At 49.9% G+C, this 14,312-nt stretch carries 12 protein-coding genes; 7 read left to right on the forward strand and 5 right to left on the reverse strand.

What is annotated here, in order from left to right; genetic code table 11:
• Positions 1-14 precede the first annotated feature (14 nt).
• From dprA to SYK_RS01585, 7 genes are all read left to right on the forward strand, one after another.
• Positions 15-1,301 carry a DNA-processing protein DprA gene (gene dprA, locus SYK_RS01555; RefSeq protein WP_281761875.1) on the forward strand — a complete coding sequence of 429 codons (1,287 nt, stop codon included), beginning with the start codon at positions 15-17 and terminating at the stop codon, positions 1,299-1,301.
• A gap of 14 nt (positions 1,302-1,315) precedes the next feature.
• Positions 1,316-1,588 (forward strand): TMEM165/GDT1 family protein, encoded by a 273-nt coding sequence (locus SYK_RS01560; protein WP_281761876.1) that lies wholly within the window; start codon positions 1,316-1,318, stop codon positions 1,586-1,588.
• A gap of 107 nt (positions 1,589-1,695) precedes the next feature.
• Positions 1,696-2,055, forward strand: coding sequence for a hypothetical protein (locus tag SYK_RS01565; RefSeq protein ID WP_281761877.1), 360 nt, complete (start codon positions 1,696-1,698; stop codon positions 2,053-2,055).
• A 3-nt stretch (positions 2,056-2,058) separates the two neighbouring features.
• Complete coding sequence (locus SYK_RS01570) at positions 2,059-2,895, forward strand: HDOD domain-containing protein (protein ID WP_281761878.1); 837 nt, start codon at positions 2,059-2,061, stop codon at positions 2,893-2,895.
• Positions 2,896-2,923: 28 nt separating this feature from the next.
• Positions 2,924-3,886 (forward strand): GGDEF domain-containing response regulator, encoded by a 963-nt coding sequence (locus SYK_RS01575; RefSeq protein WP_281761879.1) that lies wholly within the window; start codon positions 2,924-2,926, stop codon positions 3,884-3,886.
• Positions 3,861-4,820 (forward strand): tyrosine recombinase XerC, encoded by a 960-nt coding sequence (xerC, locus tag SYK_RS01580; protein ID WP_281761880.1) that lies wholly within the window; start codon positions 3,861-3,863, stop codon positions 4,818-4,820. The genes SYK_RS01575 and xerC overlap by 26 nt, the downstream gene beginning before the upstream one ends.
• Positions 4,821-4,823: 3 nt before the next feature.
• Positions 4,824-5,330: a peptidylprolyl isomerase gene (locus tag SYK_RS01585; protein WP_281761881.1), complete on the forward strand. Its 507-nt coding sequence runs from the start codon at positions 4,824-4,826 to the stop codon at positions 5,328-5,330.
• 73 nt (positions 5,331-5,403) lie between these two features.
• On the opposite strand, the gene SYK_RS01590 is transcribed toward SYK_RS01585, so the two are convergent.
• From SYK_RS01590 to SYK_RS01610, 5 genes are all read right to left on the reverse strand, one after another.
• Positions 5,404-6,528 (reverse strand): NAD(P)H-dependent flavin oxidoreductase, encoded by a 1,125-nt coding sequence (locus tag SYK_RS01590; RefSeq protein ID WP_281761882.1) that lies wholly within the window; start codon positions 6,526-6,528, stop codon positions 5,404-5,406.
• 84 nt (positions 6,529-6,612) lie between these two features.
• Positions 6,613-7,809 (reverse strand): L-2-hydroxyglutarate oxidase, encoded by a 1,197-nt coding sequence (lhgO, locus tag SYK_RS01595; RefSeq protein WP_281761883.1) that lies wholly within the window; start codon positions 7,807-7,809, stop codon positions 6,613-6,615.
• Between the two features lie 2 nt (positions 7,810-7,811).
• On the reverse strand, positions 7,812-8,255 hold the full coding sequence (locus tag SYK_RS01600) for a PPC domain-containing DNA-binding protein (RefSeq protein ID WP_281761884.1): 444 nt from the start codon (positions 8,253-8,255) through the stop codon (positions 7,812-7,814).
• A 21-nt stretch (positions 8,256-8,276) separates the two neighbouring features.
• The gene (locus tag SYK_RS01605; RefSeq protein ID WP_281761885.1) at positions 8,277-11,165 is read right to left on the reverse strand and encodes a PD-(D/E)XK nuclease family protein; all 2,889 of its coding nucleotides are present in this window, start codon (positions 11,163-11,165) and stop codon (positions 8,277-8,279) included.
• Complete coding sequence (locus tag SYK_RS01610) at positions 11,165-14,311, reverse strand: UvrD-helicase domain-containing protein (protein WP_281761886.1); 3,147 nt, start codon at positions 14,309-14,311, stop codon at positions 11,165-11,167. Before SYK_RS01610 ends, SYK_RS01605 begins: the two co-directional genes overlap by 1 nt.
• Between the last annotated feature and the right edge of the window lies 1 nt (position 14,312).

Consider the following 14,312-nt stretch of genomic DNA (forward strand, 5'->3'; position numbering starts at 1 on the left):
GGTTTGATCCGTGGTTGGCTGATTGCATCGGATTTTGTCGTCGTACCAAGGGACCTGTTTTCATGGACCTGCGCAAGGAACATTTCGCCTGTTTGGCATTAAAGCACACGCCTCGCCTTGGTCCCAAGGTGTGGCGTGAGTTGTTTGTTCATTACGATAGCGCCTTTGATGCCGTGCAGGATGCTGCTTCTTGGCCGGTCCTTTCACTCGCCAATAAGGGTATTGCTCAGAAATGCGTGAATGAGGTCTGGCGGGAAAAAGCCGAGGATGAATACCGGGCGACTCAACAGGCGGGCATGGATGTCGTGACGTGGTTTGATTCACGTTTCCCCGAGAGGTTGAAGAACATCTCAGATCCACCTGCCATGCTTTATGTGTCTGGAGATACGACACTTTTCAATAATCCAGGTGTTGGGGTGGTCGGAGCCAGAGAATGTACGCGACTTGGCTTGGATACCGCCGGACGCATCAGTGCACAGCTTTCAAAAATCGGCATTACCGTAATCTCGGGGCTTGCGCTAGGTATTGACCGGCAGGCCCATCTTGGCGGCCTCAAAGGTATTGGTAGTACCATCGCCGTGCTTGGTTGCGGATTGGACATAGATTATCCCATGGATAATATCGATGTCAGGCGCGAACTCGACAGGAGTGGGTTGGTGGTGACGGAATTCGGGCCGGGCGTCAGGCCGAGAGCCGGGCATTTCCCGGTGCGTAATCGGATTATCAGCGGATTGTCTCTTGGCGTACTTGTGGCTGAAGCAGCGCATAACAGCGGAAGTTTGATCACTGCTCGTTTGGCTGGAGAGCAGGGCAAGGATGTCTTTGCCGTGCCAGGTCCCATTGGGCAACCAACCTTCACTGGATGTCATCGACTTATCAAGCAGGGGGCAGCTCTTGTGGAGTCCGCATCCGATATTGTTGAAATTTTACGATACGATTTTGCTCGTGAGTTGGAGTTGGTTCCGGATCCAGCCCCGGTTGCAAGTGAGGATGGCGTTGAGGCGCACCGGGCCAAAATTAGGGAAAAGAGTGCGTCGAAAAAAACGAAGGATGAAAGTAAAATTCCCACTCCTTCGTCGCGCAAGCGGCCATCGCAAGCAGACAGGGAGGCCATGGAACTAACTGAAGATGAGAAGAAGGTGTTGGATCTTCTGGATGAGACCGATAAAATTCATATAGATAGACTTGGCCGGGAGCTGTGTTTTGATTCGGCTACGATCAGCAAGATTTTGCTTATTTTGGAGATGCGGGGCGCTGTTCAGCAATTGCCTGGAATGTGGTATGTCGTGCGTGAATCATAACCTGTGGGTATAGTATGGACTGGAAACTGCTCGCCACGACCTTTGGTACATTATTTGTTGCGGAACTTGGTGACAAGACGCAGCTCGCTTGCATGCTTATGACCGCCAAGACACAGAAGCCGTGGACCGTATTTCTCGGCTCGTCTATCGCTTTGGTCCTTGTTAGCTTTCTGGGGGTTATGTTTGCTCAGTTTGTGTGCCAATACATCTCGCCGCATATTATCAAAAAAGTTGCTGCGGTTTCCTTTATGGTAATGGGATGCCTGATTTTCTTTGACAAGATATGACATATCAGGCTTGAATATTTGTACTCGACTTGATTTATTCGTGTAAATACGTGCTCTGAACCGGGAAAATAATGCAGAAAATACCGATTAACCTCGCCGCCCCTGGCATGAAATTAGCTAAACCTGTCCTTAAAGAAGGGGGCATGACTATAATGGCTGAGGGGATGGAATTGACGGACAGTCTTATTTCTCGATTGGGAAATATGAAGATTGAGCGTATTACAGTGCAGGGGCATCCCGTGGATATGGGCGGTGCTGGCGCTGGTACTAAGTGGGCAGAGCGTTTGGAACGTCTGGATGTCTTGTTTAGAAGCCATACCGAGGATAAGTGGATGACTCGTGTTAAAGTTCGCATGGGGCAGTATTTTCAGATTAAGGCAGCGGCTCAGGAAGCGAAAATGCAGGCTATGAAGGATATCGAATCCTCTGATGAAGATGAGATTGAGAACGATGAGAGCGAGGTTTAGAGCATGGATGAAAATTTGAAAACCAGTATTCGCGGTGAAATTCTTCAGGTAAAGGACTTGCCTACTTTGCCACATGTTCTGAACAAAGTTACGACTCTTGTGGAAGACCCAGATGCCTCCAGTGAGGCCATTGCCAAGGTTATTTCTACGGATCAGGTTTTGTCCGCCAAAGTTTTGAAGATGGTCAATTCACCCATTTATGGTTTTCCTGGTCGAATAAGTTCTATTCAACATGCGTTGGTCCTGCTTGGATTCAATGTGGTGCGCGGTATTATTATTTCCACATCAGTTTTTGACATGATGGTTCAGGCTATGAAGGGGTTGTGGGAGCATAGTCTCGGATGTGCAACGGCCTGTAATATTATTGCCCGTCGTGCTGGTTTTGAAGATCCCGAAGAGTACGCCGTGGCAGGACTTCTGCACGATCTTGGAAAGGTAGTGACTGCCGTTCAGCTTCCTGATTTGCATGCATCTATCCTTGATACAGTACAGGCCAAGGAAATAACGTATTTTCAAGCCGAAAAGGATGTTCTCGGATTCGGGCATGATCGTATCAACGCATGGCTTGCCCGTCATTGGGGCTTGCCACCGAATATTCGTGAGGCCATGAGCCGTCACCATGCTCCACAATTGGCTGAATTTTATAAACCCATGTCTTGCGTGGTGCATCTGGGTGATTTTTTGGTCAGGCTATTTGAGTTTGGGAATTCTGGCGATGACCAAACAGCCTATCTACGCCCTGAGGCGCTTATTGAACTCAAGTTCAAGATGTCTGATCTTGATAAGGTTATGGACGAGATGTCCGACCAACTCCTTGAAGTTTCTGATCTCACTTTATAATTTCGTGAAGCTCTGCTAGTCTCTCTCCATGAGTCAAACTCTTGAAAAATCTCTTTTTCAGCGCAAACAGACCGGTTTTTTGCTGACACCCGACACAGCTCTTGCCGAAATGTTGCAGAAACTATGGTCGTCTGAAGTGCTTGAATTTACGGTTTTCGATCAAGGCGGCAAGGCTATTGAGCATCTGTTCAACGAACCGCCGGATCTTTTGGTCGTGGATAATCGTCTTTCGGACATTTCTGGTCGAGAGATCGCTAATCTGGTCAAAAGTGAAAATGTGTATCGGCAGTTGCCGGTGGTCGTGTGCGTGGATCCTATCGATGTTGAAGAACCGTGGAATTGGAATGTTATTGAGGTAGACGATTTTCTTGTCAGGCCGTTTAACCCGTCCGAGGTGCGCGATCGCATCAATTTGACTTTGTGTCGGGCTATGCGCGCTCTTGATGCAAACCCGCTGTCCAAGTTGCCGGGGAATACCTCGATTATCCAACGGATTCAGCGGTTGATCGACAATGGTGAAGAGTTTGCTTTGGCCTATTGTGACCTTGATTATTTTAAGTCATACAATGATAAGTATGGATTCGCACGGGGTGATGAGATCCTGATGATGTCGGCTCGGCTTATTGTGAATACAATCCGTAGTTATCAGGGCGTGCAAAGTTTCGTGGGGCACGTTGGTGGCGACGACTTTGTATTTATCCTGCCGCCAGATAAGGTGGAAGGAGCGTGTAAGCGCATCATCGCGGCCTTTGACGATATTGTTCCGCATTTTTATGATCCTGAAGATCGGCAGCGGGGGAATATTACCTCGGTGGATCGAGAAGGGAATACCAAGGTTTTCCCGTTGATGGCTATTTCTTTGGCTGTGGTTGTTAATACGGATGGGCGGATTCAGCATTACGGTGAAGTTTCGTCTATTGCTATGGATTTGAAGAAAAAGGCCAAGGAAGATCCCAAGAGTAGCTATGTCATCGACCAACGAAAAGCGTAATCAACAAGGCGAAATCGTTCAGGGGTTTCTCGCCTTTCTCGCCGTGGAGAAGGGATATTCCAATGCCACGATCCGATCATATGGGACCGATCTTGAACAATTTCAAGTTCACCTCAAGACAAAAAAACGTACGTTGGAGAAGCCGGAGCGGGTGACTCGCGATCATGTGCGTGGTTTTTTGGCAGAGTTGCATCGACGTCAACTTTCCAAAGCGTCCATGGGGCGGAAGTTGTCGAGCCTGCGTGCCTATTTCAAATATCTTTTACGGCATAAACAGATCGTCAAGGACCCCATGGCGGGCATCCGCAATCCCAAGCAGGAAAAACGGCATCCACAATTACTCAATGTGGATCAGGCCGTATCCATGATGGAGGCGGCTGTTGAGCCTGACCCGGAAGGTCTGCGGGATATAGCTTTGGCGGAAGTGCTTTATGGTTCCGGTTTGCGTATCAGTGAGGCTATTGGGCTGGATATGAATGACGTGGATTCGGATGTCATTCGAGTGGTGGGTAAGGGGAATAAGGAACGGATTGTCCCTTTGTCCGATGCCGCGATCAAGCGTATTCGTCGATATATGGAACAGCGACATGCCTTTATAAAGGACGATTATTCCGAGCAGGCATTGTTTTTGAGTGTGCGTGCAGGAAAACGGCTGGACCGGCGGCAGGCCAATCGGGTTATTGCCAAGCTTGGTAAGCTGGCAGGCCTGCCCAAGGATGTTCATCCGCACATGTTGCGGCATAGTTTCGCTACTCATATGCTTGAAGCCGGGGCAGATCTTCGTAGTGTTCAGGAGCTTTTGGGACATGAAAATCTGACCACGACTCAACGGTACACACATCTGGACATGCAGCACATCATGCAGGTATACGATTCTGCGCATCCGAGAGCGGGTGTGAATGAGACTAAGAAAAAAAACAACGATACGGAGTAGATAATGGAAAATCCCATGGTTCTTCTGGAAACCCCGGAAGGCGAAATACTTATTGAGCTTTTCCCGGACAAGGCCCCCAAGACCGTTGAGAATTTCTTGCAGTACGTGGATGACGAGTTTTATGATGGAACTCTGTTCCATCGTGTCATCAAGGGATTCATGATTCAGACTGGTGGTCTGACCTTTTCCATGGAAGAAAAGGAGACTCGTGACCCCATCGAGAACGAGGCAACCAACGGACTGAAGAACGTCGAAGGGGCAGTGGCCATGGGCCGTTTGCCCGAACCGCATAGTGCGACTAGTCAGTTTTATATAAATGTTTTAGACAATGCTGATCTCGACCATACGGGCGATGATGATGAAATTTTCGGTTATTGCGTGTTTGGTGAGGTGATCGATGGCATGGATGTAGCTGTTAAGATCAGCAAGGCGAAGACCAAGAGCTATCAGGGTTTTGACGATGTTCCGGTGGATCCGGTTTCCGTTATCACGGCCCGTCGGTTTGAATAATCGGCAGAAATAGGCGTATTAAAAAAGGCGAGACCAAATGGTCTCGCCTTTTTTAATGTTTTGTGAGTTTTTGTTATGAACGGAATTTTTTTTCCGCTTCCTCATATTTTCTTTCTGCTTCTTCCTTGAGACTGTTCATGAGTTCTTTCACGGTAACGATCTTGTCTACTAGGTAGGCGTTGGCGCCGGCAAAGACAAAACCGTGTTTGAGCTTGCCTTTGTAAGCATTTACCAGCGCTTGGGCGATGCAGTACGGGGATTTTTCTTCGGCGCACGAGTGCAGGCATTTGTGCACGCATTTCTTGGGTTTTTTCAACCCACTGGATACGGCGTCGAGGAAACTGTTTTTAAGTGCACGACCTGGCATGCCAACAGGGCTTTTGATGATGGTTACGTCTTCTTTCTTTGCGTTGATGTATGCCTGCTTAAAGGCTTCATCTGCATCGCATTCTTCTGTTGCCACAAAACGGGTACCCATCTGGACGCCTGATGCACCCATTTCAAGGTATTTGGCGATATCTTCGCCGGTATACACTCCGCCTGCAGCGATAACAGGAATGTTTTTGTGGTGAGATTCTTTGTATGGATCTACGACATTCACGACATCAGAAACGATGTTTTCAAGCTGGAACTTCGGATCGTCGATCTGTTCAGCCTTGAAGCCGAGGTGGCCGCCGGCCTTGGGTCCTTCAACCACAAAACCGTCGGGCAGGTAATCAAACCTGTTCAGCCATTTGCGGCACAGAATGGAAGCCGCACGGCCAGAGGAAACGATAGGGACCAGTTTGGTGCGCATGTCGTCCTTCATCTCTTCGGACATTTCGCGAAGATAGCCCGGCAGGTCCAGAGGGAGTCCTGCGCCGGAGATGATAACATCCACTTTTTCGCGGATGGAAGTGCGGACCATGTCACCGTAGTTGGTCAGTGCGCACATGATGTTCACGCCGAGCAGACCATCGGTCATTTTGGCGCGAGCTTTGCGGATTTCATCAATAAGTCCTTGATGGTCGGCCGCTACAGGGTCCGTGGCACGTTTAGGATCACGCATGCCGATCATGGATGTGGCTATGACGCCAACGCCGCCTTCATTGGCAACGGCGCTTGCCAAGCCGGAAAGGGATATGCCGACACCCATGCCGCCCTGAATGATGGGGAGCTTGGCAGTCAGGTCACCGAAAGTAAGATTCGGAAGTTTCATTGGGGTTACCTCATATTTTTCTGAAGATACGCTCGTGTGCTTGATAATGCAAATCAAGTCAAGACAAACTGATGTTTGAATCGACTAATATATTCCTTCAACATGATCTTTAACTGTCAACTCAGCGAAATACATGGAACTTGTAAAAGCTGGTGAAATTGAGTTGAGAATATGTATCGTGTTATTGTGGCGTTTAATGACAAAATCCATGACCAGTTCACAGGTATCTGTATTCACTAATTGTGGGCGTATTCCCATTTTGGATGTGGAAATGAAATCATCGGGTGAGATGTGTTTGACCAGTTTGGCCGTATCATTGAAGAAATATTTAAAGAAATATTTACGAGGTTCTTCCATGGCCACCTGACGGAATTTTTCGTTCCCCATAAACAGGTTCAGGTCCTGAAAGAGAATGGAGAGGAATTCTGCATCTAGTCCTTTGAGGATACCGTAGTTTTCACGTCCGAAAGCGGGTATGGCTGTTGGGCCGACATAGACATCACCATGGACGCTTCGGGTAAAGTGTATGCCAAGGAATGGGTTTTTGATGTTGGGCACTGGGTATATGGAACCATTAATTTGGTCGGCGGCTGGCTTTTTTAGCTTGTGGTAGATGCCTTTGAACGGGAGCAGGCGATAATTTGGGGCGACACCGAATGCGTGAGCAACCCTGTCACTGTAAGCCCCCGCAGCGTTGATGAAGAGGGAATATTTGATTGGGCCTTCCGAGGTCAGAACGCTGTCGTATCCTTTATCAAGGAAGCGGGTGTTGAAAAAGAATCGTACCTTGCCGCTTGTATCAAGTTCATGATGCATGGCAGTGAGGATTTTTTTGGAGTCCACAACAGCGGTGAAGGGGGAGTGCAGAGCGCGCTCAACTGTTTTCGCATTGGGTTCCAGTTCGGCTAGTTGCGTCTTGTCGATCATTTCGACAGTGCAGCCGTTGGCTGTGGCGCGTCGCTCCAGTTCGTCCAGTGTGTCCAATTCGGTTTCTGTTCGGGCAACAATGACTTTGCCGGATTTGAAGAGAGGTAGGCCGTTTTCTTCGCAATAAGCTTGCATGCGACGGTTGCCTTCCAGACACATCTGCGCCTTTAATGTGCCGGGATCATAATAGATGCCGGCATGGAGTACGCCACTGTTACGACCTGAGGCGTGCATGCCGGGGGCCGGTTCCTTGTCAAAAATGATGATGTCATCGAAGCCGGCCTTGATGAGTTCGCGGGCTATAGTTAGGCCGAGTATGCCCGCTCCGCAGATGACAGTATGTGCTGAGAACATGATTATTTCTTGGCGAGCAGAGCCAGACCGCTCTTGGGTTCTTTTTTGCGCAGCATATCCGTGTTCAGGATTTCCATGATAATCACTTCGCCGACCAGCCAGACGTCAAGGCCGGGCCGGATGCAGCCGGTGTGAGTTTTGCCGTCACGGCCAAGAGCTGCATGCATGTGCAGAACGGGTTTTCCGTCCTCATCGGGAAAGAGCGTCCCGAGCGCAGCTACTTCATGTGCGTCACTGATGGGGTATAATATGGGATCAATGATCGATGCATCACCGTCTTTGGGGCCGACTACGATGTTGCCGCCGTCAATGCCGCCAATCATGGTACACATGGCTGTTTTGATGTCGTGTTCTTTTGCAAATTGTTCGATGCAGTTAGGGACACGTTCATCCTCTTCCAGTCGCAGGGTGAACACGCGACCAATGGTTCCTTCGCTGTATTGCATGCCGTTAATCCTTGGTTTGTCCTATTTACCGCATGGCCCTTTGAAGTCGCACCATGTACAGGCTGTTCCTGGATTGGGGGTGAAGTGTGTCGCCAGAAGCATATGTCTGATCAAAGTGTGAATCAATGCAGGAATCTGTTCATTTACACTTTCTTCACGTTCTTCTTCAGTCCATTTGGGGCCGAATAAAAGTTGTTCTTTGCCATCCGAAGCAAGCATTATCAATCCTGCGTCGTGTGGCGTTTGCCGTTCGCATTGAGCATACAGATGGAGATAGGCGGGCATTTGAACACTGCGAATAGCTGTTGTCATATCCGGCAGGAGTGATACATCCACCACGTTAGGGCCGAATGTCTGTATGCGATCCCAAAGCTCCATATCTTCCCACATTTTCTTTTTTGGCAGGTGGCCTTGTCCTGTTTTGTAGTCGAGGATGACGATATCTTCTTCGCGTTGTTCTATGCGGTCGATTTGTCCTGCCAGCGGGATGGTCAGTCCATCCAGTTCAACAGTCGTTGAGAGTGATTTTTCCAATCCGAGCAACGTAGCTGTTCTCTGTGAAGTCAGGAATTCCGTCAGCCTGAATCGGCCTGTTTTCTTCAATGCCATGCGGGTGTCCAGCGGCAAGCGGGAAAAGAGGTCGTGGGAATTGAAGACGTTATCAAATTCCGCAATGAGTGGTGTCGGATCAAGTTTGGATAATTCAGTGAGAACGTTCATGTACGGAGTGAAAAATTCTTTGAGTACCTCATGAATCATGGAGCCGAATTCGCTGCGGTCGCCGTCTTCATTAACGGTGTCCAGAGGGCGCATGTTGCTGAGGTAGCTATAAAAGAATCGTTTTGGACAAGTCATGTACTGGTCCAATCGTGAGGGCGAGAGCCCTTTGGAGCAGAGCTTTTCGACCAGAGCGTCATGGATAGTGTCTGTCACCGGAATGGCGGCTGGAGCACCGGGGATTGAACTGGTGGGAAACGTCACGGCTTTGATGAGGTCATCTCCGGTTTCCACAAGGTGTTTGTTCTTTTTTTCCTGCTCCCAGAGCAATTGTTCCACAAACCGACTGCGTACGGATTTGGAATCCAGCAGACCGGGTTGGATTCCACTTTGATAATAGATAACGGCTTCGTCGGCTCCCATGAGCAGACGGTAAAAGTTATAACCGGAGACATTGTCTCGTTCTCGCGAATCAGGCAGACCGAGCAGCTTTCTGAGCGGGTCCGGTAAAAGCGGATCATAGGGATTGGTGCCGGGAAGACGTTCTTCCACTGCGTCGAGAATGTAGAGTCGTTTGAAGTGCAACAAGCGTGTTTCCAAGACACCGAGGACTTGTAGTCCTGCGAGCGGGTCCGGCTCAAAGGAGACACGTTCAAGGGAAATCATGCGTCGCAAGAATGCGTGACGTGTCGTTCGGCTGAATGGGATGGTGCTTGCTTCTGCGCTTTTTAGTTGCGGAATGACCGAGTTCGTCAATCGAAACAGACATTCGGCGTCCATGAGATAGGTATGCCAGAGCCTTTCTCCATGGGAATGCAGGAGTGCGGCCAGTCCGGCCAGTGCATCGCCGAGGTCAGCCAGACTTTCCACTGGTTCGAAGTCAGTCAGGCAGTGATTAAGTATTTCCAGACGCAAAGGTTCAGCGATCTTTTTGTCGACATCCGAGAGAGTTTCGTCTCCATACGGAGGCTCCCATTCCATGGGGTCGAGATATTTTTCACCTTGGCGCATGGTGGATTCCCACAAATGGAAAATCCTTCGCAACGGCTTCTCTTCGGGGCCGAGCAGGCGCAGGTAGGGATGTCGAATAAGGGCGATCAGGTCTTTCCAATAGTACCGCCCATCCTCGCGTCTGTTTTCCTGCAAGGTCAGCAGAGTTTCTACCAATCGGGCCAGTGAAGTCCGTTCTAGTGGATATCCCATGGAAATGTTGGGTTCCACATCCGGCAAGCCGTGCAGGACTGGAAGTAATGCGCCTTCGTCGGGCAGGATTACTGCGGTTTCGTCCAATGTGGCGGCTGCGTCCATGTCATCTGTCAGGCCTGCCAATTGAGAATGGCGGTCATATCCTTCACAGAAATGGATCTTCGGTGTTGTGGCCGCTGTATCGAAATCCGAGGGGATGATGGCGGTGGTGTGCCATCGTGTCAGCCATGCCGAATGCTCGGCAGCAGCCCAGTGGGGTGTTTCCCGTAAAGCCAGAGCTGGATCACCATGGATTATCGGATGTAGAATGTCCGCTTCCCACAGTCGCTTGAAAAAAGTGTCTTCGGCACCACTTAGTGCATAGAACCCAGCGGCAATGATGTGTTTTCCTTGTACTGCATCAAGAATCCTGTCCGGGTTTTCGGTGATAAAACGTGCGTCCAAGCCTGAGGTGGTCCAACCTTTTGCCATCAGTCGGGTGGTGTACTCGGCGTGAATGGCGCTGAGTTGTTCCAACAGGCCCGCGGCATAGGCTGAAACTTCGCCTTCCATGTAGCCAAGATCATCTGGTTCGATTTCCTGACGCATGAGGTCGTCCATGAGCTTGACTAGACGCATGCCCCAAGGGAGGAATTGTTCATGGTCCAGTTTTGGCAATTGAGACAGGAGGGAGCCTTCGGTCGTTCTCAGATCATTGACTACGGCGCGCAGCGTTTCCACAAGATCAAGCTGGTTGGCGTGGATGGGCGGAGTCGAAGCCAATGTGCGATGCAGGCCAGTCACGAAGTCCGCGATAGATGTCATGTGCGGCATGAACATGGGGCGCGGTAAGGCTGGGTGGTCAGCAAGTAACGCTTTGACGTGTCGGCGAGGTCTGTTGTGTGGGAAAAGTACGATTGTATTACGCAGGTCGCCGCGTTCAATCAGTAATTCGGTCACAGCAGGCATGAAATCTACATGCCATGGGATGAGGGTAATGTGTCGCATTATGCCTCCACCTCGACTTCAACGATTTTCTTGAGATCAAGATAGACGAGAAATCCTTGAGGTTCAGGGATGTCAGGCATTGATGAAAGAATGTCCATATATTCTCGGACCTGTTTATGGTTTTTCGGTGTGGGCTGACCTGTCTTGAAATCTACAATCACTGTTTCGTCGCCGAGGTAGAGCAGGTCAATTCGTTTGAATTTACTGTTGGCATCCATGATTTCCGGCTCACGCAGACCGTGTTTGAGCCAGTGTTTGAACCGTTCATCTGATAAGGCCCAGAGTGTCATGGCTCGGAGTTCCTCGGTCAGGGTCGTTTGTTCCGTTTCCGGGAGTGTGCCGATTTCCGGGAAATCTTCGGTTGCCAGACGCATGGCTCGTTCCGTGTCCGCCCTATCGTTGTCGGTCACAGTCAGATGTTCCAGAACTCGATGGGCTACTTCGCCACGCATGCGTTCATTGAAGAAATAATCGTCCAGATTATGGCGGTAGACGCGCAGTCTGGGGAGCCATTCCATGAGTCGGCTTTCCGTGTCTGACCGAGGAAGTTCACAGGGCAAAATTGGTTTTTGGGGTTCGGAAGGACGTGTTTCCGTTGGAGTCACGCCGTACTCGAAAGTCCCGTCATCATCGAGATCAAGAAAAAGATTCATGGTCGCCAATGCCGGTGATGTTGCAGGCTTTTCCGCAAAGAATCCATAGAGTTCCTCACGGGATCTGGTCCAAGCTACGTACAACAGATTGAGCTGTTCTCGGACAGCACGGCCAAGGCTCTCATGATACGGCTGACCAAGTCCTTTTTTCATGGGGACAAGCAACTGATGTTTTTCGAACGATTGAATGGAAAAATCTTGATCTGGTTTGACCGACCAGTGATGGAACGGAACAATGACGACCGGGAATTCTAACCCTTTTGATTTGTGGATGGTCATGATGCGCACGGCGTCGATATTTTCGGGAAGAGGAACTTTTTCCTCGCCTGATTTGTCATTCCAATATTCAAGAAATGCGGTTAGCGAACCATAGCCGTTTTCTTCGGCCAGATGGACAACTTCAAGGAAGCGGCGGACGTAGAGTTCGGATTCAGGGTGTCGTTCCAATACACGAAAGATACGGATGGCCTCGCGGGTTAGGTCATAGGGTGTCATCAACCCGGACTGGTTATAGAACGGTTCGATGAATCGTCGCCAAAGTTCAGGATAGTCCTCGCGGAATTGAACACCGAGTGGTTTCTTTTTGGGGATGATGAGCCAGTTGAGCAGCTCGTCACTGTCCAGTTCGACCTCTGCCTGAAAAAGTTCGCTTCCGCCTATAAAGGTCAGGAAGGCGAGGTCGTCACGTGGATAATCGAGAAAACCGAGCAATCCGGCCAACTGCCGTACCACAGGGTGTCGGTCCAGTTGTAGGGAATTTTCCGTGATCACCGGGATATTCTTTTGTACTAACAGGTCACAGACAAGCGCAGCGTGTCCGTGTGAACGGACCAGTATACCGATATCCTTGAAATTACGACGGGCGGTCAGGTCGTCCATGAGCGCATCAAGTGCTTCAAGGGTGTTTTCTTCGACTTCACTGTTCTTACTACCCGCAAGTTGTGTCATGCGAACGTAGCCCTGTGTCTCTGCTGTTTTGGAGGGCAGGGATTGGGCGCAATCAGCAAAGCTGCGGGTCAGGTCCATGGAAAATTGTGCCTTGAATGATTCGTCTGCGTCTTGAAACAGTGTGTCCGCCAATTCGCCGGTTTGGTCCATGGTTTCCAGATTGCGGAAGAATAGGTTGTTGAATTCCACCACGTTTCTAAAACTGCGCCAATTGTCGGGTAAGGTATCTGCCGAGGTTTCACTGGCAATGGGAGCTATGTCGGGTTGGGTCATGACTTCGTCGAACAGAGTTGAGTCTCCGCCCCGCCAGCCGTAGATGGCCTGTTTGACATCTCCTACAAAATACAGACTTCCGCCTTTGGCGAGACACTCTTGAGTGAGCGGGGTGATAGCCTGCCATTGGTCACGGCTTGTGTCCTGAAATTCGTCTACGAGTAGGTGGTGCAGCCTGCAACCGAGACGGCAATATGCCTCGGAAACACCCGCTTCACCGGAAAGCAGGCGGTTGACGTGACCGGCCAGACTGGAGCCGAGAATCATACCGCGCTGTTTTTGTAATTCGTTGAGACCATTGGTTAGCCTCTCGGCGATTTCAATGGCAGGGGCCAAAAAGTATGCGCCTGACAACATCGCGTGGTTGGCACGGTATTTGGTCCATATTTTTTGCAGATAGGCATAGTGCGCTTCGGCCTGATCATCGACCATGGGTTTGCCTTTGGCCAGAACGCAATCCGTAAAAGTCTCCTTGTGAATCAGTTTGGAATCCTGTGGTGGATCGAAAAGCTCAAGAGCATCGCATTTGGCGAGAAATTTGAGAAAATTCTTGTTGGCTGGCAGGCCCGTGTTGTTCAAATACACGGTCATGTCGTTGATCGACTGTTTGAAGGCGGCGAATTCGGTAGTAAGAAGGTCTTTTATGGTCGCTTGATCGGTGAGCAGAGGCTCGGGAATTGACCGTAGATGATCGGTTAGTTCTTTGATACGACTCCTGACAGCATCCTGTACCCAAAATCCACTGCGGCCTTCGGTGCGGATAAGTGTGGTCATCGCATCAGAGAGCAGTTCATATTCCGGGCCGTCTATTTGGCATATGTCCACGAAATGATCATAGATGGCGTCAAAGAGTTCCTGTTCATCAAAGACAATTTCGAAATCCGGTCTGATCCCGAATTCAAGGGCAAAAAGTCTGAGGAGCAGGGCGAGTAATGAATCGATGGTGCGGATGTTTAGCCGATGATAACGGCGCAGAATTGCATTCAGCGTTATGCGTGCTGTTCCCGGTGAACAGGCATGTCTGTCTTCCCCGAGGTCGAGTGCGCTTGATTTCAGTCCTTTAACTACCCGTTCTTTCATTTCGGCAGCGGCTTTGTTGGTAAAGGTCACGGCCATTATTTCGGGCCAAGTGAAACCGTGCGCCTTTTTGCCTGTGCAGACAAAAGGCTGGGCCGTGTCACTTGATGCGTCGAGTAATGTCAGGAATCGACGGGTGAGCTGATAAGTTTTGCCGGAACCGGCAGATGCTTTGACCTGTTTGAGGAGTGACATG

The organism is Pseudodesulfovibrio nedwellii (assembly GCF_027923765.1).
Lineage (GTDB): Bacteria > Desulfobacterota > Desulfovibrionia > Desulfovibrionales > Desulfovibrionaceae > Pseudodesulfovibrio > Pseudodesulfovibrio nedwellii.

Bases quoted from the DNA above. Each gene is read 5' to 3' on its own strand.
- SYK_RS01570 (WP_281761878.1), top strand. From the start codon at position 2,059: ATGGATGAAAATTTGAAAACCAGTATTCGCGGTGAAATTCTTCAGGTA.
- xerC (WP_281761880.1), top strand. From the start codon at position 3,861: ATGTCATCGACCAACGAAAAGCGTAATCAACAAGGCGAAATCGTTCAG.
- lhgO (WP_281761883.1), bottom strand. From the start codon at position 7,809: ATGTTCTCAGCACATACTGTCATCTGCGGAGCGGGCATACTCGGCCTA.
- SYK_RS01605 (WP_281761885.1), bottom strand. From the start codon at position 11,165: ATGCGACACATTACCCTCATCCCATGGCATGTAGATTTCATGCCTGCT.
- SYK_RS01610 (WP_281761886.1), bottom strand. From the start codon at position 14,311: ATGTCACTCCTCAAACAGGTCAAAGCATCTGCCGGTTCCGGCAAAACT.
- SYK_RS01600 (WP_281761884.1), bottom strand. From the start codon at position 8,255: ATGCAATACAGCGAAGGAACCATTGGTCGCGTGTTCACCCTGCGACTG.
- SYK_RS01575 (WP_281761879.1), top strand. From the start codon at position 2,924: ATGAGTCAAACTCTTGAAAAATCTCTTTTTCAGCGCAAACAGACCGGT.
- SYK_RS01560 (WP_281761876.1), top strand. From the start codon at position 1,316: ATGGACTGGAAACTGCTCGCCACGACCTTTGGTACATTATTTGTTGCG.
- SYK_RS01565 (WP_281761877.1), top strand. From the start codon at position 1,696: ATGAAATTAGCTAAACCTGTCCTTAAAGAAGGGGGCATGACTATAATG.
- SYK_RS01590 (WP_281761882.1), bottom strand. From the start codon at position 6,528: ATGAAACTTCCGAATCTTACTTTCGGTGACCTGACTGCCAAGCTCCCC.
- SYK_RS01585 (WP_281761881.1), top strand. From the start codon at position 4,824: ATGGAAAATCCCATGGTTCTTCTGGAAACCCCGGAAGGCGAAATACTT.